General features: G+C 53.1%; 19 protein-coding genes and 1 pseudogene. 5 read left to right on the top strand and 15 right to left on the bottom strand.

Features of this window, described 5'->3' with window-relative positions; all coding sequences use genetic code 11:
- Positions 1-103: 103 nt before the first annotated feature.
- Positions 104-1,135 (top strand): polysaccharide deacetylase family protein, encoded by a 1,032-nt coding sequence (locus tag ENI00_RS12335; RefSeq protein WP_304102716.1) that lies wholly within the window; start codon positions 104-106, stop codon positions 1,133-1,135.
- Positions 1,136-1,197: 62 nt separating this feature from the next.
- Here the strand turns inward: ENI00_RS12335 and ENI00_RS12330 are convergent, their stop codons facing one another.
- From ENI00_RS12330 to ENI00_RS12280, 11 genes are all read right to left on the bottom strand, one after another.
- Positions 1,198-1,728 (bottom strand): methylated-DNA--[protein]-cysteine S-methyltransferase, encoded by a 531-nt coding sequence (locus ENI00_RS12330; protein WP_304102714.1) that lies wholly within the window; start codon positions 1,726-1,728, stop codon positions 1,198-1,200.
- 166 nt (positions 1,729-1,894) lie between these two features.
- Entirely contained in the window at positions 1,895-3,565 is a 1,671-nt protein-coding gene (locus ENI00_RS12325) for an NADP-dependent glyceraldehyde-3-phosphate dehydrogenase (RefSeq protein ID WP_304102711.1), read from the bottom strand.
- 11 nt (positions 3,566-3,576) lie between these two features.
- On the bottom strand, positions 3,577-4,383 hold the full coding sequence (gene tpiA / locus ENI00_RS12320) for a triose-phosphate isomerase (RefSeq protein ID WP_304102708.1): 807 nt from the start codon (positions 4,381-4,383) through the stop codon (positions 3,577-3,579).
- A 26-nt stretch (positions 4,384-4,409) separates the two neighbouring features.
- Positions 4,410-5,711: a phosphopyruvate hydratase gene (gene eno / locus ENI00_RS12315; RefSeq protein ID WP_304102706.1), complete on the bottom strand. Its 1,302-nt coding sequence runs from the start codon at positions 5,709-5,711 to the stop codon at positions 4,410-4,412.
- A gap of 159 nt (positions 5,712-5,870) precedes the next feature.
- Complete coding sequence (locus ENI00_RS12310) at positions 5,871-7,877, bottom strand: methyl-accepting chemotaxis protein (RefSeq protein ID WP_304102703.1); 2,007 nt, start codon at positions 7,875-7,877, stop codon at positions 5,871-5,873.
- Between the two features lie 204 nt (positions 7,878-8,081).
- Positions 8,082-9,824: an ABC transporter substrate-binding protein gene (locus ENI00_RS12305; protein ID WP_304102700.1), complete on the bottom strand. Its 1,743-nt coding sequence runs from the start codon at positions 9,822-9,824 to the stop codon at positions 8,082-8,084.
- A 217-nt stretch (positions 9,825-10,041) separates the two neighbouring features.
- Complete coding sequence (locus ENI00_RS12300; RefSeq protein ID WP_304102698.1) at positions 10,042-10,317, bottom strand: DUF2160 domain-containing protein; 276 nt, start codon at positions 10,315-10,317, stop codon at positions 10,042-10,044.
- 11 nt (positions 10,318-10,328) lie between these two features.
- Positions 10,329-11,135 carry a carbohydrate ABC transporter permease gene (locus ENI00_RS12295; protein ID WP_304102695.1) on the bottom strand — a complete coding sequence of 269 codons (807 nt, stop codon included), beginning with the start codon at positions 11,133-11,135 and terminating at the stop codon, positions 10,329-10,331.
- A gap of 10 nt (positions 11,136-11,145) precedes the next feature.
- Positions 11,146-12,012 carry a carbohydrate ABC transporter permease gene (locus ENI00_RS12290; protein WP_304102692.1) on the bottom strand — a complete coding sequence of 289 codons (867 nt, stop codon included), beginning with the start codon at positions 12,010-12,012 and terminating at the stop codon, positions 11,146-11,148.
- The gene (locus tag ENI00_RS12285; RefSeq protein ID WP_304102689.1) at positions 12,009-13,112 is read right to left on the bottom strand and encodes an ABC transporter ATP-binding protein; all 1,104 of its coding nucleotides are present in this window, start codon (positions 13,110-13,112) and stop codon (positions 12,009-12,011) included. Before ENI00_RS12285 ends, ENI00_RS12290 begins: the two co-directional genes overlap by 4 nt.
- Positions 13,112-14,206, bottom strand: coding sequence for an ABC transporter ATP-binding protein (locus tag ENI00_RS12280; protein WP_304102686.1), 1,095 nt, complete (start codon positions 14,204-14,206; stop codon positions 13,112-13,114). Before ENI00_RS12280 ends, ENI00_RS12285 begins: the two co-directional genes overlap by 1 nt.
- Positions 14,207-14,536: 330 nt before the next feature.
- Here ENI00_RS12280 and ENI00_RS12275 point away from each other — a divergent pair, with 330 nt between their 5' ends.
- Positions 14,537-16,444: a sigma-54-dependent Fis family transcriptional regulator gene (locus ENI00_RS12275; protein ID WP_304102683.1), complete on the top strand. Its 1,908-nt coding sequence runs from the start codon at positions 14,537-14,539 to the stop codon at positions 16,442-16,444.
- 51 nt (positions 16,445-16,495) lie between these two features.
- On the opposite strand, the gene glpK is transcribed toward ENI00_RS12275, so the two are convergent.
- Positions 16,496-17,968 carry a glycerol kinase GlpK gene (gene glpK, locus ENI00_RS12270; RefSeq protein WP_304102681.1) on the bottom strand — a complete coding sequence of 491 codons (1,473 nt, stop codon included), beginning with the start codon at positions 17,966-17,968 and terminating at the stop codon, positions 16,496-16,498.
- 205 nt (positions 17,969-18,173) lie between these two features.
- On the opposite strand from glpK, the gene ENI00_RS12265 reads away from it, so the two are divergent.
- Positions 18,174-18,938 carry a DeoR/GlpR family transcriptional regulator gene (locus tag ENI00_RS12265; RefSeq protein WP_304102719.1) on the top strand — a complete coding sequence of 255 codons (765 nt, stop codon included), beginning with the start codon at positions 18,174-18,176 and terminating at the stop codon, positions 18,936-18,938.
- Positions 18,939-19,124: 186 nt separating this feature from the next.
- Positions 19,125-20,654, top strand: coding sequence for a glycerol-3-phosphate dehydrogenase (glpD, locus tag ENI00_RS12260; protein ID WP_304102678.1), 1,530 nt, complete (start codon positions 19,125-19,127; stop codon positions 20,652-20,654).
- 163 nt (positions 20,655-20,817) lie between these two features.
- On the opposite strand, the gene ENI00_RS12255 is transcribed toward glpD, so the two are convergent.
- Positions 20,818-21,957, bottom strand: coding sequence for a porin (locus tag ENI00_RS12255; RefSeq protein ID WP_304102674.1), 1,140 nt, complete (start codon positions 21,955-21,957; stop codon positions 20,818-20,820).
- 375 nt (positions 21,958-22,332) lie between these two features.
- Between ENI00_RS12255 and ENI00_RS12250 the strand changes: the two genes are divergently transcribed.
- Entirely contained in the window at positions 22,333-24,090 is a 1,758-nt protein-coding gene (locus ENI00_RS12250) for an ABC transporter substrate-binding protein (RefSeq protein ID WP_304102672.1), read from the top strand.
- Between the two features lie 28 nt (positions 24,091-24,118).
- On the opposite strand, the gene ENI00_RS12245 is transcribed toward ENI00_RS12250, so the two are convergent.
- Complete coding sequence (locus ENI00_RS12245; protein ID WP_304102669.1) at positions 24,119-24,730, bottom strand: uracil-DNA glycosylase family protein; 612 nt, start codon at positions 24,728-24,730, stop codon at positions 24,119-24,121.
- A 49-nt stretch (positions 24,731-24,779) separates the two neighbouring features.
- A pseudogene (gene edd / locus ENI00_RS12240) lies at positions 24,780-26,531 on the bottom strand (phosphogluconate dehydratase); the annotation flags it as partial.
- Positions 26,532-26,633: the final 102 nt, after the last annotated feature.

Below are 26,633 nucleotides of genomic sequence, written 5' to 3'. Positions count from 1 at the left end.
TGCAGGCACATCCGGATCGGGGCGGCGATACAGAAGCAGTTCAGGCACTTAACGAGGCGTTCGCGGTTTTGAAAGCGCATTTCAATCGGATAATGGAGAAGACATGAGAGCACAAAAACTCTGGATCTCAGCGGCGCTGTTCTCTTTTGTAATGGCGAGTTTTTCCGCAAGAGCTGACCTGGTCGTTCTTCAGTATCACCACATCAGCGATGCCACGCCGCCCTCTACCAGCACCTCTGTGTCGCTGTTTCAGGCCCAGCTCAATGAGGTACGGGAGTTGGGCATTGATGTTGTTGACTTGCACAGCGCTTTGAAGGACCTGTTTTCTGACCATCCGTCGCAAGACCAACGTATTGCCATTACCTTCGACGATGCTTACGAGTCTGTTTACAGCCAGGGCGCAGAAATTCTTCGGAAACGGGGGCTGCCCTATACCATTTTTGTCGACACGGCAGCCGTTGGAAATCGTGGCTATATGACATGGAAACAACTGAAGGAACTCGCGGAACGCGACGGTGTAGAAATAGCCAACCACAGTGCCGGGCACGGCCATATGGCCAGAAAAAACGGTGAGACTGAAGCAGACTGGAACGAAAGAATCACCCACAGCCTGGATTCCGCGCAGGCTGAACTGGCCCAAAAACTGGGAACCAACTCACCCCTGTTTGCCTACCCTTATGGTGAATTCGACGAAGCGCTTGAGGCAGAGGTGGCCAAGCGAGGTTGGTACGGTTTCGGCCAGCAATCCGGCGCTGTTGGCTCGCTTTCAGGGAACACCCGATTGCCCCGGTTTCCCATGGCCAATGCCTATGGACAGCTTAACGGACTCAAAGACAAGCTGATGAGCAAGGCGTTCCCCATCGATACCCGCAAACTGCCCGACGGCATCGTAGCGGCCAATCCGCCCACACTGATCCTGCCAGTCACGGAGAATATTGAGCCTGGCAACCTGACCTGTTTCGCTTCGGGTATGGGGCGAATTAATTTTAAAAGAGTGGATGACACAATCACAATCAAGGCGCCCAGGGCCTTCAATAGCCGCCGGTTTCGTTACAATTGCACCCATCCTGATGGCGACGGGCATTTCTACTGGCTGTCACAGCCGTGGCTTGATTTGAGCAAGCCGGAAGACTGAACCGAATGTTGAGCGTAATCAGCCGGACATTGGTGCCATCAAAGGTGCCATCAACGTTGCCATCAGCGTTCAGATAACCCCTGCTCGTGGCTCAATACCGCCTGCTTGCGCTGAATACCCCATCGATACCCCGAAAGGCCACCATCGCCCCGTAGCACTCGATGGCATGGCACAACCACAGCCAAAGGATTGGCGGCGCAAGCCCCGGCAACAGCCCTGGACGCAGTGGGCATTCCCATGCGCCGGGCAATTTCGCCATAGCTGGCCGAACAGCCAGACGGAATCTCCTGCAACGTGCGCCAGACTCTGCATTGAAATTCTGTACCGCGGAGGTCAAGTTGCACGGAAAGCGGCTTACGGCTGTCAATCAGGTAACTCATGACATCCGCAAACCAGTCAGCCCGGGAATCGTTTGCATGCTCCAGTTCTGCCTCCGGGAATCGCCGAGCCAGCTCTGCAACCAGTTCCTCCCGCGAGCCGCCCGGCAACACGGCGCATACGCCGTTTGACGCGCGCGCAACCAGAATTTCACCGAGATAACAGTGGCCTGTCTCCCAGATAATGACTTCGCCCGGTACGTTCGTAACCGTCATGAAAGGCTCCTCTACCTGGGGTACCCACGTTTCACATCTACGTGCAACAAACCGCAGTATGCCTCATGTTATTGAGGGTGCAAACGTACAATTGGTTATGAACCAACCCAAGCCGGCGCCGGCTTACATGGCAGCAGTCAAACGCCGGGAGAACCCGGCGTGTCATTCAGAACAGATAGTCGGTTGTAAGAGTGCGGGAGTGGCGACCGCGCACGATACTGGTTACCAGATCCCGGTTGCGTTCGCTGGATTTGGTCGCGACGGTTGTACGAATGGAAAAAACCCTCAGCGCATCGGAAACAGACAGAGTTCCCTCGGCCGAATCCTTGCGCCCGTTAAACGGCAAGGTGTCAGGGCCCCGCTGGCATTGGCCATTCAGATTAATCCGACCAACCTGGTTGGCCAGAACGTCAATGAGGCCCCCCATCGCTTCCGGATCTGTACCAAAAATGCTGAGCTGTTGACCGAACTCGGAATCTCTTACGTGGCGAATCACCTCCGCCTCATCGCGAAACGCCACCACGGGAATCAGCGGTCCGAATTGTTCTTCACGGTAAACCCGCATCTCGGTGGTTATGGGGTAAAGCACCGCAGGATGGAAATACGTACCGTTTACCTGCCCCCCGCCCTCGTTCGCGATCGTTGCGCCGTTGGCTTCGGCATTGTCTACCAACGATCGAAGATAGGTCACTTTCCCAGGTTCGGGCAAAGGGGTTAGTGATACGTCCGTTTCCCAAGGCATGCCGGCGACCAAGTCGTTTACCGCAGTTGAAACCCGCGACACAAATTCTTCCGCCAGGGATTCGTGCACGAGCAGCAATTTGAGCGCCGTGCAGCGCTGTCCGTTGAAAGAAAGCGCACCCGCAACGCATTCGCTGACCGCAAGATCCAGATCTGCGTCTGGCAGCACAATCGCGGGGTTGTTGGCATCCAGTCCCAAAACGGCTTTGAGCCGATGGGGCTTGGGGTGCATCTGCTTCAGCGCTGAAGCGCCCTTATGGGTACCAATGAACGCGAACATATCGACATCGCCGCTCTTCATCAACGGGCCGATGGTGTCCCGGCCGCGTCCGAAAATAACGTTGATGACCCCCGGTGGGAAGGATGTCTGGAAGGCCTTCAGTAACGGGCCTATTAAAAGCACTCCGTATTTTGCCGGTTTGAAGACCACGGTATTGCCCATAATCAGTGCCGGGATAAGCGTGGTGAACGTTTCGTTCAGGGGATAATTGTAGGGTCCCATGCACAGCGCCACACCAACCGGCAATCTACGGGTCTGGGCAACCACGCCGCCGACGGTTTCAAACCGTGACGAACGCCGATCGAGGACCTTCAATTCATGAATGGTGTCGCTGATATAATCCGCCGTTCTGTCGAACTCTTTGCTGGCGTCTTTACGGGTTTTGCCAATTTCCCACATCAGCAGTTCCACCACCGCCTCCCGGTGGCTGCGCATCTCCGTAAGAAACTGTTCTACGTGTTCAATCCGCTGGGCTACGGAGAAGCTCGGCCAGGCGCCACTGCCTTGGCCATAGGCTGCAACCGCAGCATCCAACGCCTGAAGAGCGGTATCGCCGTCCATAAGCGGAGTTTTACCAATTAACACCGGCTCAGGCTCAGCGCCCTTCGCCGCTCTCAGGCAAACCGGACTTCGAACTTCCGCGAAAGGTCCGTGCCATTCCCGAAGCTCTCCGGCGATCAAGGTCTGGTTTATCGACACCCCACCCTCAAGCCGGAATTTTTCCGGAATGTTCTCCGCGTTCGGGAAAAAATCTGGTTTGGCCCAGTTCTTCGAGCTTTTATTGCCGTCCACGCTCGATTCTGTTTCCGGTTTCATGTCTGCCTCCGTCAGTGTGTTTCGCACTCGCCTTCCAGAATTCCGGAGGCCTTTGCAAGCGACCCGGCAATAGAACCGAAGTCTTCTGCGTGCAGGGATGCCCCACCTATCAAGCCACCGTCCACATCGGCGAGACTAAAAAGATCGAGCGCATTCGAAGGCTTGACGCTACCGCCATAAATAATCCGCAAACCCTCACTGATATCCTGGGAAGCCTCAGGCGCATTGGCAGCAATAAACCCCCGGATGTTCTGATGGACAACCGAGACCTGCTCTGGCGTCGCCGTTCGTCCTGTGCCAATTGCCCAAACCGGCTCGTACGCCACAACGCCATTGGCCAACGCAGAAAAACCTACCTCGTCGATAACGGCCTGTATCTGGCTTTCCACCACCGACGATGTTTGTTCCGTTTCTCGCTCGTCCAAGGATTCACCCACACACAGTACGGGCGTCAATCCGAGGTTCATCACCGCGCGGAATCTGGCTGCGACTTCCTGGTTAGACTCTCCGTAGAGTGTTCTCCGCTCAGAATGCCCCACCAATACGTAGCGACACCCCATTTCCTGGAGCATGGTGGCGCTTACTTCACCGGTGTAAGCCCCGGATACGAAGGCCGAGGCGTTTTGCGCGCCCAGCGCAATGCCGGTGTAACCCAGCAGATCCCGCACCTGAAACAAGTAAGGAAGTGGCGGACAGACCGCGAGGTCAACGGATTTACGGTACAAACGAAGCCTCGGCAGCAGCCTGACCATCAAGGCCTGGTTGGCTTGCAGACTGCCATTCATTTTCCAGTTTCCAATCAATACCGGTTTTCTCATGGTTTTTCTCCTGACAAGCGCAACGTTCAGGTGTCCAGCGCACAACGAATGGCACCCACCCCGGGATAAAAAGCGTGGGCGCCCAGGTCCTGCTCGATTCGAAGCAGTTGGTTGTATTTGGCAACCCGGTCTGAGCGGCACAGAGAGCCGGTTTTAATTTGTCCGGCGCGGGTTGCTACCGCCAGATCGGATATAAACGTGTCTTCGGTTTCGCCACTGCGATGGGATATAACGGCGGTGTAGCCTGCGTCCTGCGCCATGCCGATGGCGTTCAGCGTCTCTGTCAGTGTTCCAATCTGGTTGAATTTGATAAGCACGGAGTTGGCTATGCCTTTGCTGATACCTTCAGAAATCAGCGATGTGTTTGTTACAAAGAGATCGTCGCCAACCAGTTGCACACGCTCACCGAGTTTGTCGGTCAACAGCTTCCAGCCGTGCCAGTCGTTCTCGTCCATTCCGTCCTCAATCGATGCAATGGGGTATTGCATCGCCAGCGACACGAGATAATCCGAAAATTCTTCAGAATTGTATTTCTTTCCTGCGCCCTTCAGATCGTAACAACCGTCGGAGTAGAATTCTGAAGCGGCACAATCGAGCGCCAGAACGATGTCTGACCCGGGGCGGTATCCTGCACCTTCAATCGCTTCCAGAATCAGGTCCAGGGCTTCTTCACTTGAGCTCAGGTTTGGCGCAAACCCACCTTCATCGCCCACCGATGTGGAAAGACCTTTTTTCTTCAGCAGCGATTTCAACGAATGAAAGGTTTCAACTCCCATTCGCAGGGCTTCGCTGTAACTCGGCGCGCCAACCGGCTGAATCATGAATTCCTGAATGTCGACGTTGTTATCGGCGTGAGCTCCGCCGTTAATAATATTCATCATGGGAACCGGAAGAACCGTGGGCTCTGAGCAACCGTAAAGTTCCGCAAGGTAACGATAAAGAGGCTGCTGCCGATATTCTGCAGCGGCATTTGCTAACCCCAGTGACACGGCGAGAATTGCGTTGGCGCCCAACTCGGCCTTGTTGGGAGTACCATCCAGTTCACACATGAACCGATCGATGGCCAGTTGATCAAATACCACCCGGCCTTCCAGAGCTGGAGCAATACGCTCATTGATGCCTTTTACCGCATTCAGAACGCCCTTGCCGTTGTATCTCGCGGGGTCGCCGTCACGCTTCTCCAGCGCCTCGCGAGAACCCGTTGATGCGCCGGACGGAACACGGCCGTGCCCGACGACGCCGTTGCGAAGCACTACATCTACTTCCACAGTAGGAAAACCGCGGGAATCCAGAATCTCCCGGGCGATGACTGCTCTTATCTGTTCCATTCCGTCGCTCCTGTAAACTATTTTTGTTTGCCAATGCATGATTTTTTTCGAACACAAATGCAATAATAATGTTTGAAAACGAACATAATCAAGCGAAATAAAACCATTACGAAGGCAAGTTATCGTAATGATTAGGAAAATCTGTTTTTTCTGATATCTTTAATGAATACGAAAACGCCCAGCCAGGGCTTCAATATTTGCCACCGACGCTTCCAGGCGCTCACAAGTAGTCACCAAACCATCAATCTGTTCGAGACTGGCTGTGGCAGACCCACTGATGTCATTAACCTGCCGGGTAACAGACTGACTCACATCTTCCTGTTCATCCATACCGTGACGAATCTGCTCAGCGCCCTCATGAATACGGGTCATGGCACCGCGGATTTTTTGTGCACCTTCAGAAACCCCCATCATAAGGGATTTGACTGCACCCAACTGAGCGAAGCTGTTGTTCATCGAGCTCACGGATTCCGACGCCTCTTTCTGAAGGCGCTCCACCAGAGTGCGTATGGTGTCCGTGCTTTCTGTGGTTTTTCGAGCGAGGTTACGCACCTCATCGGCAACCACGGCAAAACCACGACCGGCCTCTCCCGCACGCGCTGACTCGATGGCAGCGTTAAGTGCCAACAAATTTGTCTGGTTGGCGATGCTGTCTATTGTTTCCGTAATTCGCTCGATATCGAGTGATGCTTTTTCAAGCTGTTGCAGTTTGCTCGCCGTGTGCTCAGCCTGGGTTTCCAGCCCTTCAACACAGCGGCTTCCGCGTTCGGCGGCCTCCAGATTCTCTTCAACCTGAACATTGATCTCGCCCACCAGATGGTGGGTTTCACGCACAGACCCTGCCACCTCCCTGGCCGATGCTTCCATTTGAGTCATCGCGGCCGCTATGGCCCCCAACTCGTCTGATTGGCCACGGATACGTTCGTTGAAGTCCCTCGCAAATCCGGCATTCCCGGATGCAATCACCGCAATGTCACCACCCGCCTGTTGCAGACTACCCAGAACGGTTGCCATCGCATCTGACAGTTGATTAACGGATGCTTTAAGATCAACAAACTCCCCTCTGGCATCAAATTTGAGACGCTTTGAATAGTCACCTTTCGCCATGCCGGCCAGATGCGAAAGTGTTGCTTTGAGCGGGCGGCTGATCATGCCGGCAAGCCAAACTGACGTCGCAATAGCCAGAAAAATAACCAATGGAAGCAACCAGTAGACCAGCTGTTCCGAACGCCTGGCCAATTCATCTAATGTGGACACCGTCGCCGTTGTGCGATCTGACACGGCCATTCTCATACTGTCCAGGTTGGCGGCAATCGCGCCCAGATCGCGCTCTATTGCACCTGCAGACCCTTCGAGCTTGAGCCGGTTCTGCCGGTATTTGAGATACTGGCTTATGATTCCGTCTTCCTGATTAACCGCCGCCATAAAGGTTCTCACCAGGGGCGGAAGCGCTTCGAGCCTGGGAATTTCTTCAACCAGAGCCGCGATATCCGGCTCGATATTCTGCGTATTGAACCGCAGGTTCTCGACAACTGCGTCGAGTTTCGACGCATCTTCTGTACTAACCATTTGCATGATCAACAGCTCAATATTTCCCAGATTCTCCATCACTGTCGTGAAAAGGTCGCGAATGTAAATATCGTCTCCAGCCGGCTCGGTGCCTTCCCGAACCAGAACCCGTTTCATTTCTGCGTTGTTGGCGAGAAACGCTGACAACCCTTCGTTCACGGCTTCGGAAACAGCTAACACCGACGATTTATAGTCACCAAGCTGGCCTGCAGACGACTCAAGAACAGCGACTTCTTCAAGGACCTGATTGATACCTAAATGCACTGCCGGAAACGCTTCTATGTGTTCAAACGATGAAATCCTGCCTGTCCCAGCAAGCAGTTCAGCAACGGTTGCGCTCAAGGCGGACAGTCTTGTGGAAAGTGTGTCTGGGTCGCTCGCCGACAATACGGACAAGGCCTGATTCCCGGCCTCCGATCGATGGGCGTCGACCTCCTGAACCAAGTCCCCAAGGGGAAAATAGTCCAACGTCAGTTCGGTTGTGGTGTTGGAAAACGAAGACATGATGTAGATATTAAAAGCCCCCCAACACGCGATGATCACGCAAAGAAGAGCAAAACCGGCGTAAAGCCGGTGAATCACTGAAATCCTGGACATCTATGAGCCCTCGCCCCTCACTCATTATTATTTGAGCAAAATGCATGAAAAAGGGCCGGCAGGGTGTACCCCGGGAGGGGCTTACCTTGAAATGCTTGAATGGGGGAAAATAAGCAACCGGCCAAACCCACCGTGACAACGGTGCATGGCCTGCCGCAACTTCAGGGTCCTATTGCGGCAGGCATTGCGCTTTGGAAATCAGCTCTAGCGAGCGTTATCCCATGTTTTGAGCAGTTCCTTATAGGCGATGGTTTCGCCCTGAGGCTTTTCATTTGCCAGCTTGGGCTTAGGTGCACCCGGCTGATCCAACCAGTACTGCGGATCGCGAGGCTTGTTCAGCTTCGGACCACAATTGGGCTGAACGTTAGCGCGCTCCAAACGAGCCATTACATTATCCTGGGCATCTGCCAGACCATCCAGCGCTTCTTGCGGTGTAGCTTCGCCGCTAGCTGCCTGAGCAATGTACTGCCACCAGAGCTGAGCTAGTTTCGGATAATCCGGTACGTTAGTGCCGGTAGGCGACCACTGAACACGCGCCGGGCTCCGATAGAACTCAACCAGGCCGCCAAGTTTCGGCGCCATTTCCGTCATTTCTTCAGAGTTGATATCCGACTCACGGATTGGAGTCAAACCTGCGATGGTCTTCTCCAAAGACACGGTTTTGGACACTGTGAACTGTGCATACAACCACGCAGCCAAACGACGCTTCTCAGGAGTCGACTTCATGAACGTCCAGGAACCTACGTCCTGATAGCCCAACTTCATGCCTTCTTCCCAGTAAGGTCCGTGTGGAGACGGAGCCATGCGCCACTTGGGCGAACCATCTTCATTAACAACTGGCAGGCCATCTTTGATCATGCTGGCTGTAAAAGCTGTGTACCAGAAGATCTGCTGGGCAATGTGGCCCTGCGCAGGTACCGGGCCGGATTCAGAAAAGGTCATGCCCGTCGCTTCAGGCGGAGCGTACTTTTCCATCCAGTCGACGTACTTTTCCGTTGCGTACACTGCCGCAGGGCCGTTTGTGGCGCCGCCGCGTGACACGTTGGAACCTACCGGGTGGCAGTCTTCTACACGAATGCCCCACTCATCAACGGGCAAACCGTTCGGCAAACCTTTGTCGCCTGCGCCCGCCATGGAGAACCATGCGTCAGTGAAACGCCATCCCAGAGACGGATCCTTTTTGCCATAATCCATGTGGCCGTATACTTTCTCGCCATCAATCTCTTTAACGTACACGGTGAAGAACTCTGCGATGTCTTCATACGCAGACCAGTTCACTGGAACACCGAGCTCATAGCCGTAGATTTCTTTGAATTGCTTTTTCAGGTCTGCGCGCTCAAACCAGTCCGCACGGAACCAGTAAAGGTTGGCAAACTGCTGAGTTGGCAGCTGATAAAGCTTACCGTCAGGCCCTGTGGTGAAATCGAGACCAATGAAATCGTCCAGATCCAGAGTCGGCAGGGTAAAGTCTTTACCGTCACCGGCGATCATATCGCTAATAGCGACGACTTTACCGTATCTGAAGTGTGTACCGATCAAATCGGAGTCATTTACGTAAGCGTCGTAGATGTTACGTCCAGACTGCATTTGAGTCTGAAGCTTCTCGATGACGTCGCCTTCCTGGATCAGTGTGTGATTAACCTTGATCCCGGTGATTTCGGCAAACGCCTTGGCAAGCACGTTCGATTCATATTCGTGTGTCGCGAGAGTCTCAGACACAACGTTGATTTCCATGCCACGAAACTGCTTCGCCGCCTTGGTAAACCAAGCCATTTCCTGCATCTGCTCTTTTTCGCTAAGGGTAGATCTTTCGAACGAATTATTTACCCATTTTTCGGCTGCGTCCGAGTACTGATCAGCACTGGCCTGCAAGCTCACGCCCATGCTGATCGCGCCGATTGCAGCGCTCAGCATCAGGGTCTTCGGATATTTGTTGTTTTTGAACATATCCAACCTCGTTACTTTTTTATGAATGGGGCGAAGAATCACTGCGCTCCGTTTGGGCTTGTTACAGCACTTGAGCCTTGAAATCTTGTCTGTCCGAGAAACGCTTAATGATCGTTTGCGATCATTAACTAAAAAATAGTTCGTTTTCGAATTCTTTACAACCTTTTCATAAAATATTTTCGGGAGCGCTCATACAACCGCGACCGTTCCCCCTTCTTCAACCCCAGCGAAGCAGAATCAGAAGCCAGCAAACAGAGACCGCCAGCGCAACCCAGAGTGTGATATCGCTCACTGCAAGGAACACCAGATGTATATACGCAGCAGACAATAGCCCAATGAACAGCCTGTCTCCGCGGGTCGTCTCGATGGGCAGAAATCCTTTACGCTCGGTGCAAGGAGAAACAACTTCGTAAACCGTCATTACCGCGAGAATCATCGCGATAACGGCAAAGAAAACAACTACAGTGGGTGTCCAGTTCATCCAGGCAATCATACGAATTCTCCTTATACGCGTCCGAGAGCGAAGCCTTTGGCCACGTGGTTGCGAACGAACCAGATCACCAGAACTCCGGGAATAATGGTCAGCACGCCGGCAGCCGCCAGCAGACCCCAATCAATACCACTCGCTCCGATTGTCCGGGTCATGATTGCCCCGATAGGCTGAGCGTCTACAGAGGTGAGCGTTCTGGCCAAAAGCAGCTCTACCCAGGAAAACATGAACGCGAAGAACGCTGTCACGCCTATACCGGAGCGGATCATCGGCAAAAACACCTTGATAAAGAACTTCGGAAAACTATAGCCATCAATATAAGCCATTTCATCGTATTCCCGCGGCACACCTTTCATAAAGCCTTCGAGTATCCATACCGCCAAGGGCACGTTAAACAGGCAGTGCGCCAAGGCAACGGCTATGTAGGTATCGAAAAGGCCGATCGATGAATACAACTGGAAGAATGGCAGCAGGAAAACGGCCGGCGGAGCCATCCGGTTACTGAGCAGCCAGAAGAAAAGATGCTTGTCGCCGGCAAACTTGTATCGGCTAAACGCATAGGCCGCCGGCAGCGCAACCAGAAGGGTAATGACCACGTTAATGGACACATACGCCATTGAGTTGAGGTAGCCGTTGTACCAACTTGGATCCGTGAAGATCACCACGTAGTTATCCAGCGTGAAGTTCTTTGGCCAGAATGTGAGCCCACCAAGGATCTCACGATTGGTTTTGAACGACATATTCAACAACCAGTAAACCGGCGTCAGAAGCAGCAGGATATAAATTATAATCCCGATATTCTTGGAACGTGTTTGTCTCATCCCACTCTCCTTATTTTTCTTTGTCGGCTTGAGTAATGGCGGTGAAGAACAACCAGGAAATCAGCAATACGATCAGGAAGTAGATCAAAGAAAATGCCGCGGCACGCCCAAGATCAAACTGGCCTATTGCCATGGTTGTCAGCGTCTGGCTCAGGAACGTTGTGGAGCTTCCCGGACCGCCACCCGTGAGAACGAACGGCTCGATGTAGATCATGAAGCTGTCCATAAATCGCAGCAGCACCGCAATGATTAACACGCTTTTCAGGCGCGGTAGCTGGATATACCGGAATACCGCCCATTTTGACGCCCGATCAATTTCAGCCGCCTGATAGAAGGCCTCAGGAATGGCGCGCAGGCCGGAGTAACAAAGCAACGCAACCAGCGGCGTCCAATGCCAGACGTCCATCAACAGCACCGTCAGCCAGGCATCCAGAGTGTCGCCCGTGTAGTTGTAATCAATACCGAGCTGATTAATACCCCAACCGAACAAACCAATGTCGCCGCGGGCAAATATCTGCCAAATGGTACCGACCACGTTCCAGGGGATGAGCAACGGAATAGCAATCAAAATAAGGCACAGAGAGCCTTTTATTCCGGACTTTGGCATCATCAAGGCCACGCCAATACCCAGTGGAATCTGAATCAGCAACACAAAACCCGAGAACACAAACTGTCGAATCAGTGAATCCTGAAGTCTTTGATCCGCGAGAATGCTCTTGAACCATTCAGTGCCAACAAAGAAAGCCTGACCCGGGCCGAAAATATCCTGAACCGAGTAGTTGACCACCGTCATCAGTGGAATCAGCGCCGAGAAGGCCACCAGAAGGAATACCGGCAGCACAAGCCACCAGGCACGATTATCGGAGATTTTGTTCATCGCTGTTGCTCCTGTATCAGGAATTCGTCCACATACAACATCAGCCATTGTTTCGGAAACGAAAGATGTATCTGGCTGCCAAGATCGGCTTCAAATTCTTCGTTCTGGCGCACCTTCATCTCTTGATTGGCGAGTCGAACAGTAACGATCTTGTAGGTGCCGAGATCTTCCACATCCAGAACTTCTGACTCATAGGTGTCGTCTGATGAAATCGCCGAAACCTCAATGAATTCAGGGCGTATACCGATTTTTACGTTGGTGGACGTCATCCGTTCGAGTAAGTCAGCCTGCCAGGGCTCCAGAGGCACAACAGTGGAGTCGAAACAAACACCGCCGGCACAGCGCTCCACTTCAACGAGGTTCATCCCCGGGCTTCCGATAAAATAGCCAACAAATGTGTGGTTTGGCGCCTCGAAAAGCTCCGTAGGGGTACCAAACTGAACAACCTGACCGCCGTACATCACCGCTATCTTATCGGCGAAAGTCGAGGCTTCGAGCTGATCGTGAGTGACGTACACCATGGTGATGTCAAACTGCTCGTGGATCTGTTTGAGTTTACGGCGCAATTTCCATTTCAACTGAGGGTCGATAACCGTTAATGGCTCGTCGAACAGGATCGCTGATACATCTTCACGCACAAGGCCTCGGCCCATAGAAACCTTCTGCTTCTCATCAGCCGTCAGGTTCTTGGCTTTTTTGTGAAGCTTGTCCTCAATTTCAAGAACTTCTGCAATTTCCTGAACACGAGTTTTAATTCTGTCAGCAGGAACCTTGTTGTTTTTGAGGGGGAATGCCAGGTTTTCGTATACCGTCATCGAGTCGTAAATAACGGGAAACTGGAAAACCTGTGCGATGTTTCTGTCGCGGGGTGACAGTTCGTTTACGCGTTTCCCGTCAAACAGCACCTCCCCTTCCGAAGGTTGAATAAGTCCGGAGATGATGTTCAGCATTGTGCTTTTGCCACATCCTGAAGGCCCCAGCAGCGCATAAGCACCGCCTTTATGCCAAACGTGGTCAAGCTGGCGAATAGCGTAATCATCCGGTCCGGTTGGCGAATCGCTATAACTGTGTGCCAGAGATTTCAATTGAATTTCGGCCATCAGACAGCTCCTCCTGAAATCCGGGATGGTGTATGCACCAGACGCTCATCATTATCGAAAACGAACAATTTGTTGATCGGCAGATACACCTTAACGGGCGCACCTGTACGGTATTGATGAACCCCCATCAACTGCGTCACCATCTCGAAATGGCTGTTCTCAACGTGCATGAAGGTCTCGGAACCGCTGATTTCACTGAGCGCAACCTCCATGGACATCTCCAGGTCGTCATCGTTGGCCGGAACCAGTGCAATGTGGCTGGGACGAATTCCGAACCAGTAATCGCCCGGACTTAATGCCGCTAATTCCTGGGTCAGTGCGTGATGAGAATATTCATCAAACGTGACTTCCGTATCCGTCACTCGCCCCCGGATCATGTTCATGGGAGGTTCGCTGAACAATTGCGCCGCCAGCGTGTTAACCGGCGCACGATAGACATCCATAACCGGGCCGCTCTGAATAACACTGCCCTCATGCAACAAGGTGGTTGTACCGCCCAGTGCGAGCGCTTCATTAGCCTCGGTTGTTGCGTAAACGGCAATGCACTGGCGCTCTTGAAACAGATCACGCAGTTCTGCCCGAAGCTCTTCCCTCAGCTTGTAATCGAGATTCACAAGGGGCTCGTCAAAAAGCACCAGGGTGGCATCTTTAACAAGTGCGCGAGCCATGGCCGTGCGCTGCTGCTGCCCACCGGAAAGCTCCAGTGGATAACGCTTCAACAGTGGTTCAATCTGCAACATCGACGCGGTTTCTTTTACCCGGCGGTCAATTTCCGACGCTGGCATTTTTGCCAGGCGCAGCGGCGAGGCAATATTCTCGTAAACCGTGAGCGTGGGGTAGTTAATGAACTGTTGATAAATCATCGAGATGTTCCGGCTCTGTACGTTTTTCCCGGTAACATCCTCTCCCTTATAAAGCAGGCGGCCTTTCGTCGGCTTATCAAGGCCGGCCATCAATCGCATCATTGAGGTTTTGCCTGCCAACGTGCGGCCAAGCAACACGTTGAAGGAGCCAGCCTCGAAAGTAAGGTTGGCATCCCGCACGTAGTCTACGCCGTCGACCGTGTTGGAGACGTTCTCCAGTGTTAAGGACATAAGCATTCCTTGTTGTTCTTGTGGAACAAAATCGGACCCAAAACCGAACATCCGAAATTTCTATATCGAATCACTCAACGCAAAGCTTATACCAATATTACCGACCGCATACGTAAAAACCATTATTACATTGTTTTTAAAGGCTATTTTATTTTTAAAAATTTCTAAACCGAAAATTAACATGTTCGCTTAACAATACTTTGTTCACTTTGAACATTGACTTGAACAGCCTTGGCACCGATTATTGAACACAATCAGACTCCTTATTGAACACTTAATGGCGTTTATCAGCGTTGTAAAAAAACAAAACGAACACAGAGACACGGCCTGATGCGGAAGAAAAAACACCTGGAGGACAGAAGTGACGTCGCGAAATCCTGGGACCGTTGCATCGCTTACGGCCTTGATCACGCATATGAACCAGTCGCCATAGCGGCTAATTCATTGCAACTGGAGGATCTGGCGCGTCAATACGAAGAATTGCTTTCGAGCACGGAAGCGGAAGTACTTCCCTATTACAGAAACGTGCTCTCCAACAGCCGGTGCCTGATTCTTCTGGCGGACCAGAATGCGACCGTTCTGAAAAGTTGGGGCGACACGCGCATCACTGAAACTCGGCTGAAGCCCTGGTTTCAGGAAGGCTCAAACTGGCGAGAGCAGCAGTGCGGCACCAACGCCATAGGCACGGCCATTGCCACCGGAAGAGCGGTGCAAATACAACGCAACGAACACTTCCTCAAACTGCATCGAAGCATCATTGGCTCAGCCGCGCCTATCTTCGATACCCGCAAACAGCTTACCGGTGTGTTAAGTGTCTTCAGCGATGCCTATCTGCCCCAGGCCCACACCCTTGGCATGGTGCGACTGCTCAGTCAGTCAGTTGAAAACCGGCTACTCAACCGGCAGTTTGCGGCAGATTATTTTCAGCTCACGCTTAACACCACCGCCGACAATTTCGACAGCCCCTGGTCGGGTATTCTTATTTGCGATGATTCGGGTCAGGTTATTGCCAGCAATCAGCGGGCGGACCAGTTGCTGGGCACCCAGACGTCTGACGCTATACTCGATGATCTTTTTACTACCCATCGAAATCATATACTGGGGCATGCCGAACACGCTCCCATGCAACTGACGACCAGAAGCAAAGTTCGGCTTAGCGCTCGACTGAAAAGGCCTTCCACTGTTGCCAAGGCGTCGCTTGAAATGACTGCCAGCGAGCCAGTATCTGCAAACCACGAGGAGCCAACCGGGTTTGCCGGTCTCGAATACGGGGACGCCGCCGTGCGTCGCTGTGCTGAGCAGAGCCTGAAAGTGCTTGAACGGGGCGTTCCGGTTTTAATAACCGGTGAAACCGGCGTTGGCAAGGAAGTACTGGTCAACGCGCTACACCGGGCAACCCACCGCCGGAATCAACCGCTGGTGGCGGTAAACTGCGCTGCCATACCACCCGAACTGGTGGAATCGGAATTATTCGGCTATGAACCAGGGGCCTTTACCGGCGCACGCGCGCAAGGCTCGCTCGGCTTTATCCGAAAGGCTCATAAAGGGATGTTGTTTCTTGATGAAATTGGCGAAATGCCGTTGTCTGCGCAATCAAGATTGCTTCGTGTGCTGCAGGAACGAGTGGTCACTCCGGTAGGCGCTACCGAGAGCGTTCCCGTGGATATTCTTCTGATCACTGCAACCAATCGCTCTCCGTCAGCCAGTATCGAATCCGGACAGTTCCGGGCCGACCTGTACTATCGAATCAACGGGCTTTGCATTGAGTTACCTGCGCTTAGAAACCGCACGGACAAACGCAATCTCATTCAACACATCTACCGTCAGCACCGTGACCCGGTGCAAACCGAAACTCTGTCACCACGGGTGCTTTCTGCACTGGACAACCATCCCTGGCCAGGCAATATCCGCCAATTGGTTAACGTATTAAGAGTGGCTATCGCTATCGCAGACGGTGAGAACGTTCAAATATGGCACTTGCCGACGGATTTCCTGGCCGAATTTGACTCCACAGCATTCAGCCCCGCCTCCAAGACAGACAGTATCGAACCGCCCGACCGGGTTGAACAAGCACCTTCAAAGGCTGGCACTCAACGTAAAAGCGACAGTAATGACAAACTCGCCCATACGCTGAGGGTTTACCACATGTGCAAAGGCAACGTATCGAACGCTTCCAGAGAGTTGTCCATCAGCCGAAACACGCTTTACAAGCGACTCAGGGAACTGGGTATTCGTTAATCCAGCACCCCTGATGCCTGATGTGGCCAGCAGGTGTGCTAAGGAATGGGTTCAGAGCTTCTGTACGGCCTGAATCCAGCCTTCGTATAGCTCGTCGCGCTTCTCCTTTGTCATGACGGGCTGAAAGCTTCGGTCGCAACGCCACAAACCTGCAAGTTCTTCCAGCGATTCATAAACGCCGGCTTTAAGCCCCGCCAGGTAAGCCACACCCAAGGCCGTTGTTTCCACAATCGACGGTCTGTCTACCCGCGCGCCAAGGATGTCCGCCAAAAACTGAAGCACCCAGTTATTGGCGACCATACCGCCGTCAACCCGTAAGTTAATCGGCCGAATTCCATCCCTCTCCATCGCCTTTTGGAGGTCTTTGGTTTGATAACACACCGACTGCAGGCCGGCGGTTACGATTTCCTTGATGCCCGTGTCTCTGGTCAAGCCAAAAATCGCCCCTCGTGCGTTTGGATCCCAGTAGGGAGCGCCCAGGCCGGTGAACGCAGGCACCAGATAAACGCCATGATCTACCGGCGTACCCTCAGCCATAGGTTCAGTCTCACTCGCGTCCTGAATTAACTGGAGGCCATCTCGCAACCACTGAATAGTGGCGCCGGCAATAAAGATGCTGCCCTCTATTGCGTAGGTCGGCTTGCCGTTTAAACGGTATGCAACGGTGGTCAGCAGTCTGTGCTCCGAACGCAGAGCCTTATCGCCTGTATTGAGCATCAAAAAGCAACCGGTTCCATAGGTGCTTTTGGCCATGCCAACATCAAAACAGGTCTGACCAAACAGCGCTGCCTGCTGATCGCCCGCCACGCCTAATACCGACACGCCGTTGAGTGCGCCGCCTTCGGTAATTTTTCCGAAATCGTCAGACGAATCCATAACCTCGGGCAACAGCGACTCCGGAATGCCAAACAATTCAAGCAGCTCCGGATCCCACTGTTGGGTATGAATATTGAACAGCAGCGTTCGGCTTGCGTTCGTGGCGTCTGTTCTGTGCTTCGTCCCTCCGGTCAGGTGCCAGAGCAGAAACGTGTCCACTGTGCCGAAGGCCAGCTCACCGCGTTCGGCGCGCTGGCGCGTGCCGGGTACATTATCCAGAATCCATCGGATTTTGGTGGCAGAGAAGTAGGGATCAATCAGCAAACCGGTTTTGCTGTGAACGCCGGGCTCATGGCTCGCGCCTTTGAGTGACTTACAATAGGAAGCGGTTCGCCGGTCCTGCCAGACGATCGCGTTGTAAACCGGTTTGCCGGTTTTTCTGTCCCAGACGATGGTGGTTTCGCGCTGATTGGTAATGCCCACAGCGATCACCTCGTCACCTTCCTTGCACTCTTCTTTCATCACCAGATCGCAGGTGTGTTTTACCGACGACCAGATATCGTCAGGATCATGCTCTACCCAGCCGCTCTTCGGAAATTGTTGTGGAAATTCCTTCTGACGGACCGCGTGAATGTTGCCTTTCAAATCAAATAATATGGCCCGGGAACTCGTGGTTCCCTGGTCGATGGAAAGTAGGTATTGGCTCATTTATTTTCATCCTCGCTTTCTTATTTGTTCGTATTTTTACTTTTTTGAACATGAATGCCAAGAAGTTTCGAGATCGACGCAAAGCAACGAACAGGTAACTCACTCAAAAAACTGCATAAAACGTCGAAAAAGACTAAACTGGGATTTCATGGCGATTACAAACGCTCATTATTTCGGTTGAGAACAAAGAAAACGGTGGAGGTAACTGAATATGGCACAAAGGCGGCGACAGGATCTGATCATGGAACTGATCCAACAGAACGGTTTCGTGACGACCGAGCAGCTTGTAGACCAATTCAAGGTTACGCCCCAGACAATCCGCAGAGATCTCAATGAACTCGCAAAAGAGAAGAAACTCCGACGGCATCATGGCGGCGCCGGGATCGACTCTAGCACTGTAAACACGGCCTACCAAGCCAGAAAAATCATGGACCTGGAAGCAAAAGAACGTATTGCCGAAGCCATGGTCGAGCTGATTCCGGATAATTCGTCCGTGTTCATTAACATCGGCACCACCACCGAAACCATCGCCAAAGCCCTGCTTGAAAAGAACAATTTGCAAATTGTGACAAACAACCTGCACGTTGCCTCTATTCTCTCCGCAAAGGAAGATTTTCACGTGATTATTGCGGGTGGAGAAGTCCGGAACCGCGACGGGGGCATTGTCGGCGAAGCCACTCGTGATTTTATCAATCAATTCAAGATGGACTTTGGCATCATCGGCATCAGCGGCATTCACAACGACGGCTCACTGCTCGACTTCGATTACCGGGAAGTCCGTGTTGCTCAGGCTATTATAGCCAACTCCAATAAAGTATTGCTCGCCGCCGACCACTCTAAATTTGGCCGCAACGCCATGGTCAGACTGGGCAGCATTACCCAGGCAGATCACGTGTTTACAGATCAGAAGCCGCCGGCAGAAATCTCCCAACTGCTCAACGAACACGGCATCACGCTTCACCTCGTTTAAATTTTTCAATGCGTCAGATTACAATCTCGGCGTTTTTGTCTTGTTTCGCCATTTTCGTTTTTTTTCTATTTTTTCCTTTACGAATATCCAGGTCTTTCGCATAATGATTCCATACTGCGTTTGAATGTAGAAAAGTGCGCACAACAAGAAAGCGTCTTTTCCCACGGCATCAGGAGATGACCAACAATGACCATGGAGCAAGAACAGTATGACGTTGTCGTCGTTGGCGGCGGCGTTAATGGAACGGGTATAGCAATGGATGCGGCCGGGCGTGGCCTTCGAGTGCTTCTTTGTGAAATGAACGATTTGGCGTCTGCAACGTCCTCCAGCAGCAGCAAGCTTATTCACGGCGGGCTCCGCTACCTTGAGCATTACGAGTTCCGGCTGGTCCAGAAAGCGCTTGCTGAACGCGAATCTCTTCTCAAGAACTCACCACACATCATGTGGCCAATGCGTTTCCGACTTCCACACCGGCCTCATCTCCGACCGGCCTGGATGATTCGGGCCGGCCTCTTTCTTTACGATCATCTGGCCAAGCGTGAGATTCTACCGGGCTCCAATTCAATTCGTTTTGATGCATCAGGGCCTTTAAAACCTGACATCACCAAAGGTTTTGAATATTCCGACGGCTGGGTGGACGACGCCCGGTTGGTTGTGCTGACGGCCAAGAAGGCACAAGAATTTGGTGCAAAAATCATGACGCGAACCAAATGCGTCAATGCCGAACGAGGCCAGACCGATTGGAAAATCACACTCCGCGATACGGAAAGTGGCGTCGAGAAGGCCGTTTTGGCGAAGACCATCGTTAACGCCTCTGGTCCTTGGGTAAGTAAGCTGTTCGGAGAGACACTCTCCATGCCGGCACCCAAGAAGATTCGTATGGTTAAAGGGAGTCACATAGTGGTGCCCCAACTCAACGAAGGGGCAGAAGCCTATATTCTGCAGAACGCAGACGAACGCATTGTGTTCGTGATTCCCTATGAGGATCAGTTTTCTTTGATTGGCACCACCGATGTGGAATACGAGGGAGATCCTAAAAAGGCAAAAATCTCTGAGGAAGAAACAACTTACCTGCTGGATATTGTCAATGAACACTTCATTCGGCAGCTGAAACCCTCAGACGTCGTTTGGTCTTACTCGGGTGTCCGGCCACTTATGGACGGCGAAGAGGAAAACGCGCAGAAAGCCTCCCGTGATTATTCGTTCGAAGTGGATCATGACAAAGGCAAAGCGCCTCTGATTTCGGTCTTTGGTGGCAAAATCACGACCTACCGAAAGCTTGCTGAAGCAGCAACGGACAAACTCTGTCATTTCTTCCCGAATGCCAGTGGGCACTGGACCAAAACGGCGATTTTGCCTGGCGGTGATTTTGACAACCAGAATAATCTCGCCGCAGCGCTTAAGCATGAGTTTTCGTGGTTGCCCGAGGCTGTTCTCAGTCGTTACGTAAGAACTTACGGTACAACGTCCCGCTATATTCTGTCTGGTTGCACCTCAGTGGAACACCTGGGTGCACATTTTGCCGGAACCTTGTACGAGAAAGAGGTTCAGCACCTCGTGAAAAACGAGTGGGCCATGACCTCTGAAGACATCCTTTGGCGTCGTACCAAGCAGGGGCTCTACGCATCAACCAGCGAAGTAGAAGCGCTTGATCGCTATCTTAAAGACCACATCATTTCAGCCATTCCCGAAAACCCTCTCCACCACAGCGCCTGACATTTTTCTCCGGCCGGATTCTTCCGCCCGGAGTTTTTTTGTCGCTGGCCCGACTCACTGTGATGTTACCAACCAAAAAAACCAGGAAGCCTCTCGGCTCCCTGGTCTCGTCTTCCGCCAAGCTCCTGCGATGAGAAGCTCAAGCTTTCTTTCGAATTTAACCTTAGAACGTAAGCTGTGAGCCCAAGATAAAGGCGTTGTATTCACCCGCACCGGTTTGAGTGCCGTATTGCTGAACTTCGGCCATCAAAGTAAGAGCATCTGTCGCCCTGTAACGGGCAAAGAGCATGGTGAGATCTGTGTCGTTATTGCCAGTACCGATATCGTCTTCGCCTTCGCCATAGCTCGCACCCAGAGTGGTGGGGCCAAAGTCGTAAGTAGATTCAACGTACCACTGGCTGGCATCCGACTCGTTCGGATCGAAACGAGCAGCGAACACGCCATTACCTGTGCCTGATGTCATGCCGTAGTTAGCACGAACAGCCAAGCCACCCAGGGCAACAGAACCACCAAAGTCGACACCTGACATTGTGTAGTCATCAAACACCCCCGTTCTTGAGCTTACATCCTGCGTGAACGCACTTGTCCAAAGCGAGAACATATCCGTTGAGTAAACAACGTTACCCTCAAATCGTGGCAGGTTGTATTCAGCATCGCCACCGGGATCATCAGCAACTGACAGCTTGGTAGGCGTGAAAATACCCACCTTGAACTGCAGACCGCCGAAGTTGCTAGAGGTATACATGACGCGGGGATTGAAGTTCGCGTAGAAGTAGCCGTTACCGATCCGGCCGGCTGTCGCAGCAACGCTGTCCGGGCTGCCGATCAAGCCAACGCCCAAAGCGCTGCCGTTGTCACCGATTGCTGGCGTGCCGTAAATACCAAAGCCTTTACCAATGTTAACGGTACCGAAATCACCGGCAATTGCGATTTCAGACACCCGGCTACGGAAGTTCGCGGCAGCATCGCCAACGGCGAAGTCAGCGTTCATCTGGAAATGGCCGGAAACCTGGATGCCGTTCTGCTTCGGCGCATAAATACTCGTCTGCAAAGTCGCAGGGTTGAAGCCGGTGGTGACGTTAAACGAATCCTCGCTTGCGGGCTCATCGTAGTCGCCGATGACCGCAAAAACCGGGATATATCCACTGAATCCCACTTTCCAGCCGCTGTCGGATTCCAGTGAAATCTCTGCAGAAGCCGGGGCGGCAACGCCTAGTGCCAGCAACGAAAGGGCTGCTGCCAGAGGTGCTTTCCGGAAAAAACGGGATGATGATGCATTAGAAGCTTTGTTGTTCTCGATCATGTCAATTTCCTTTGCTGTTTTTGTTAGCGCTGGGTCTCACATTACGTCCCTTCCCGATCGCGCCTCCGGCATCGAACTCGGGTAGGATTCGCAACGAAGCACTTCGTTAACGAACTTTCGGGTTGCGTTTTCGGTTCGAAAGCATTCGAAACAACACAAATCTAACGTCCAAATGACGAAATGGAAAGGAAATCATAAAAAAATTTTCGTTTTTACTGCAGGATTAATACAAACATAGTAAAAAATAATTTTTAACTTATTGTTTTTAAAATAGTTAACAAAACAAAACATGGCTGATTTCAATTTTCGTTGACGAACCTATCCCGTAATCCTAATCTTTCGAATAGGTACTAACCAATAAAAAAAGAGCTCACCATGAAACTATCGGTATTGTTAACGGCACTGACTTACACGCTTTGCGTTTCGTCATCAGCACTCGGGGGGCCATTGTTCGATGCGCTTTCGCCAGAAAAACAAACTCTGATCAAAACACTGATTGACGACCAGTTTGCTCGCTCAACCCTTTCGGCCAATGAACAGGCCGAGGAACTCGCCTGGTTTGTGAAAGCCGCTGCCCCGCTGAGCGGCACCTCCATTTCAGTTCTGTCAGAAGAGCTTGCGACTCATTTTTACGAGTCTGCAACGCTTGCGCCTGCGTTCTCCCGGCTCACAGGCGTGCCGGTTACCCACGATCTGAAACCTGAGGGGGACGTTATCCGCCAGGTTAACCTGCAGCGGATTATGGCGGCGAAAGGTCGTTATGATGCGTTCGTGAACGACTCGGATCTGATCGGTACCCATTCGCGCAGCGGCTGGGCTCTTGCGTTAAGCGACTACATGGAAGGCGCAGGCAAGCCGTTCACGTTACCCAGCCTGGCGCTCGACGATTTTATTGGTCTGGATTTCGTTACAGGCCCAGACGGAAAACTCTACCAATTACCGGATCAGCAGTTCGCCAACCTTTATTGGTTCCGCTACGACTGGTTTCAGCGCCCGGAACTTCGGGCACAGTTTCGCCAGCGCTATGGCTATGAACTGGGCGTACCCGTGAACTGGTCGGCCTACGAAGACATAGCCGAGTTCTTTTCAGTCTATGTAAAGGAGATAGACGGCGAACGGGTATACGGGCATATGGATTACGGCAAACGCGACCCTTCCCTGGGGTGGCGCTTTACAGATGCCTGGCTCTCCATGGCCGGTGCCGGCGATAAGGGTTCACCCAACGGCCTGCCAGTCGACGAATGGGGTGTGCGCATGGAAGACTGCCATCCGGTCGGCTCATCAATGAGTCGGGGCGGAGCTACAAACAGCCCGGCTTCTGTCTATGCCCTGAACAAGTACATTGACTGGCTGAAGCGCTTTGCGCCGCCGAAAGCCGCTAACCTGACCTTTACAGGGGCGGGACCGGTTCCTGCCAAGGGGCACATCGCGCAACAGATTTTCTGGTACACCGCGTTTACTTCGGACATGACGAAAGCTGGCCTGCCGGTTGTCAACGAAGATGGCACGCCGAAATGGCGTATGGCGCCGTCTCCCCACGGTGCTTACTGGGAAAACGGCATGAAGCTGGGCTACCAGGATGTGGGCGCCTGGACAATCCCCCGGGTTATGGGCGCTGACGCGCAGAAAGCATCCTGGCTTTACGCTCAGTTTACGGTCTCGCGAACCGTTTCTCTGGAGAAGACGCTTTATGGCCTTACCCCCATTCGCCTGTCTGACCTTAAATCGCCAGAGATGCAAGCCCGGGCCCCCGAGCTAGGTGGCCTTGTGGAATTTTATCTGAGCCCTGCACGCCAGGCTTGGTCGCCAACGGGCCTGAACATTCCTGATTATCCGCGACTCGCCAAACTGTGGTGGCCAAACATAGCGGATGCGGTTGATGGCAAAGTCAGCGCTCAGGTCGCTATGGACAATCTGGCTGACGCTCAGGATCGCGCACTGTCGGTGGTTCAGCGCAATTATCTCACCACAAACTGCGGCCCTGTCATCGCACCGAAGAGCGAAACCAAAGGTGCGAAATGGTGGCTCGCGCAACCGGGCGCGCCCAAACCGAAACTTACGAACGAAAAACCCCAAGGCGAAACAATCCGTTATGAAGACCTGATCAGGAGCTGGGACGAAGCCGGCCGTTGACGTTCAAGCGTCTACACGCAACGACCGTTCAGGACTCGCCGTCTGAGGCCAGCAGACACGCTATGCGCTTCTGGAGCTGCGGAATCACCTCGTCTTCAAACCAGGGGTTCCGGCGCAACCAGAGATTATTCCGCGGGCTTGGGTGGGGCATCGGCAGAGTGTTTGGCCAGTAGCGCTGCCAGTTTCGGACGTTTTCCGTAACAGACTTTTCGCGGTCTTTCAGGTGCCAGACCTGGGCGTACTGGCCGATCACCAGCGTAAGCCCGATGTTAGGCAGCCGATCGAGCAAGGCTTGGCGCCACGCAGGCGCGCATTCCGGCCTGGGGGGCAAATCACCCGACTTTCCCGTACCGGGAAAACAAAAACCCATGGGCAGTATGGCGAGATTGCTGGCATCGTAAAACGTCTCTCTCGTTATGCCCATCCATTGCCGAAGACGGTCGCCACTGGGATCATTAAATGGCAGCCCCGTTTCATGAACTCGCCGTCCAGGTGCCTGACTGACCACCAGAATCCGCGACGCCTCTGATAACTGCACAACCGGCCGTGGCCCAAAGGGCAAAGCCTCCGCACAAATTGTGCAGGCACGCACCTGGCGCACCAATTCATCAAAAGACAGCTGGGAAAGGGTATCGTTCATGGTTCCAACATCATCCTGGCAGTTATCAGTATTGAAAAATTATCGAGGGTCACGACTCGTGATTCCAGAAGAAACTGGCCCCCTCTTCAGGCGTGCTTACGGCGCGGCGCATCCAGCCAAATAACTCCCTGCCGTAACCTTCATGATAACCGGACAGGTCCGGCCGAGCTGGCTCACGCAGCCCCAACTCTGCCGCACTCACGGCAACCGATAAAACACCCCCTTCGGCGTCCAGGCATATCAGGTCGCCATCGTGAATCCGTGCCAGGGGGCCACCATCGAGCGCTTCAGGATAAACGTGAATCGCCGCCGGGACCTTTCCTGACGCCCCCGACATGCGGCCATCGGTAACCAGGCCAACCTTGAACCCGCGATCCTGCAATACACCGAGATAGGGCGTAAGTTTGTGGAGTTCGGGCATGCCGTTGGATCTGGGGCCCTGGAAACGAACAATCACAACACAGTCCTTATTCAGGCGGCCGGAATCAAACGCCGCTTTCAATTCGTTCTGGTCGTTGAAAACCACCGCAGGCGCTTCTATTCTGAGGTGCTCCCGGGCCACGGACGATACCTTGATAACGCCCCTGCCCAGATTGCCATCCAGAACTCTGAGCCCTCCGTCTGGCGCAAAGGGTTGCGCTGCGGAGCTCAGCACGTCGGGGCGCAGACTGTTCTCGGGCGCAGGCTGCCAAATCAGTTTGCCATCTTCCATAGCGGGTAGCTGGGTGTAGCGCTCAAGACCCTGCCCGACGACGGTTTCTACATCGTTGTGCAGTAAACCCGCGCCCAGTAGTTCACGAATGAGAAATGGCGTACCACCGGCTTCGTGGAAAGCATTCACATCGTCATCGCCGTTGGGGTAGATGCGCGTCATGGATGGCACGGCCGATGACAGCTCGGCGTAGTCGTCCCAGTCAATAATAATGCCCGCCGCCCGGGCAATCGCAACCCAATGCAGCGTATGATTGGTTGAGCCTCCCGTGACCAGCAGCGCCACCAGCGCATTCACGATGCTTTTCTCGTCAACCATGTCGCCCAGACCAAGCTGCCCACCCTGGGGTTTCGACAACTTGATAACCTGCTCAGTGGCTGCCCGCGTAAGCTTGTCGCGTAAAGGTGTGTTGGGATGCACGAACGCTGCGCCGGGCAGATGCAGCCCCATCACTTCTACCATTAACTGGTTGCTGTTGGCGGTACCATAAAAGGTGCAGGTGCCGGGGCTGTGATAGGACTTGCTCTCAGCCTCCAGCAACTCGTCTTTACCGATCTTTCCTTGTGCATACAGCTGGCGGACACGTTGTTTCTCGTTATTAGGCAGGCCTGACGGCATGGGGCCCGCGGGCACCATAACGGTGGGCAGATATCCGAAACTGAGCGCGCCAATCAGCATCCCCGGAACAATCTTGTCGCAAATGCCCAGCAACAAAGTGGCGTCAAACATATTGTGGCTAAGCGCTATCGCCGTGCTCATGGCGATGGTGTCCCGTGAAAACAGGCTGAGCTCCATACCAGGTTGGCCTTGAGTCACCCCGTCGCACATGGCGGGCGTGCCACCCGCAAATTGGGCAACCGACCCCATATCATGAGCTGCCTTACGGATCACATCCGGAAATGCGGCATATGGCTGATGCGCCGAGAGCATGTCGTTGTAAGCCGACACCATCGCCACGTTGGCCTTGTTCATTAGCTTTAGGGTGTCCTTGTCACCCTGATTGCAAGCGGCAAAACCGTGGGCAAGGTTACCGCACGACAGCGTATTTCTCTGGGGTGAACGGGCTTTCAGCTCATCCATACGACCAAGGGAAACGCTGATCAATTAACGAGAGACGACAACTAATCGCAAGCCAACGGAGTTCGGCCTGAGAACTAATTTATTTTCTCGTTCAGCACTCAATATTTATAC

The sequence above is a fragment of the Marinobacter antarcticus genome, assembly GCF_011049865.1.
In the GTDB taxonomy this organism is placed as follows: domain Bacteria; phylum Pseudomonadota; class Gammaproteobacteria; order Pseudomonadales; family Oleiphilaceae; genus Marinobacter; species Marinobacter antarcticus_A.
The sequence above is the reverse complement of the archived record's forward strand: the minus strand, read 5'-3'. Positions and strand labels throughout refer to the sequence as shown.

What these genes read in the sequence shown, in the direction of transcription:
- ENI00_RS12275 (WP_304102683.1), top strand. Translation starts at nt 14,537, where the DNA reads ATGCGGAAGAAAAAACACCTGGAGGACAGAAGTGACGTCGCGAAATCC.
- glpD (WP_304102678.1), top strand. Translation starts at nt 19,125, where the DNA reads ATGACCATGGAGCAAGAACAGTATGACGTTGTCGTCGTTGGCGGCGGC.
- ENI00_RS12335 (WP_304102716.1), top strand. Translation starts at nt 104, where the DNA reads ATGAGAGCACAAAAACTCTGGATCTCAGCGGCGCTGTTCTCTTTTGTA.
- ENI00_RS12290 (WP_304102692.1), bottom strand. Translation starts at nt 12,012, where the DNA reads ATGAACAAAATCTCCGATAATCGTGCCTGGTGGCTTGTGCTGCCGGTA.
- tpiA (WP_304102708.1), bottom strand. Translation starts at nt 4,383, where the DNA reads ATGAGAAAACCGGTATTGATTGGAAACTGGAAAATGAATGGCAGTCTG.
- eno (WP_304102706.1), bottom strand. Translation starts at nt 5,711, where the DNA reads ATGGAACAGATAAGAGCAGTCATCGCCCGGGAGATTCTGGATTCCCGC.
- ENI00_RS12255 (WP_304102674.1), bottom strand. Translation starts at nt 21,957, where the DNA reads ATGATCGAGAACAACAAAGCTTCTAATGCATCATCATCCCGTTTTTTC.
- ENI00_RS12305 (WP_304102700.1), bottom strand. Translation starts at nt 9,824, where the DNA reads ATGTTCAAAAACAACAAATATCCGAAGACCCTGATGCTGAGCGCTGCA.
- ENI00_RS12280 (WP_304102686.1), bottom strand. Translation starts at nt 14,206, where the DNA reads ATGTCCTTAACACTGGAGAACGTCTCCAACACGGTCGACGGCGTAGAC.
- ENI00_RS12300 (WP_304102698.1), bottom strand. Translation starts at nt 10,317, where the DNA reads ATGATTGCCTGGATGAACTGGACACCCACTGTAGTTGTTTTCTTTGCC.
- ENI00_RS12250 (WP_304102672.1), top strand. Translation starts at nt 22,333, where the DNA reads ATGAAACTATCGGTATTGTTAACGGCACTGACTTACACGCTTTGCGTT.
- ENI00_RS12330 (WP_304102714.1), bottom strand. Translation starts at nt 1,728, where the DNA reads ATGACGGTTACGAACGTACCGGGCGAAGTCATTATCTGGGAGACAGGC.
- ENI00_RS12295 (WP_304102695.1), bottom strand. Translation starts at nt 11,135, where the DNA reads ATGAGACAAACACGTTCCAAGAATATCGGGATTATAATTTATATCCTG.
- glpK (WP_304102681.1), bottom strand. Translation starts at nt 17,968, where the DNA reads ATGAGCCAATACCTACTTTCCATCGACCAGGGAACCACGAGTTCCCGG.
- ENI00_RS12285 (WP_304102689.1), bottom strand. Translation starts at nt 13,112, where the DNA reads ATGGCCGAAATTCAATTGAAATCTCTGGCACACAGTTATAGCGATTCG.
- ENI00_RS12310 (WP_304102703.1), bottom strand. Translation starts at nt 7,877, where the DNA reads ATGTCCAGGATTTCAGTGATTCACCGGCTTTACGCCGGTTTTGCTCTT.
- ENI00_RS12245 (WP_304102669.1), bottom strand. Translation starts at nt 24,730, where the DNA reads ATGAACGATACCCTTTCCCAGCTGTCTTTTGATGAATTGGTGCGCCAG.
- ENI00_RS12325 (WP_304102711.1), bottom strand. Translation starts at nt 3,565, where the DNA reads ATGAAACCGGAAACAGAATCGAGCGTGGACGGCAATAAAAGCTCGAAG.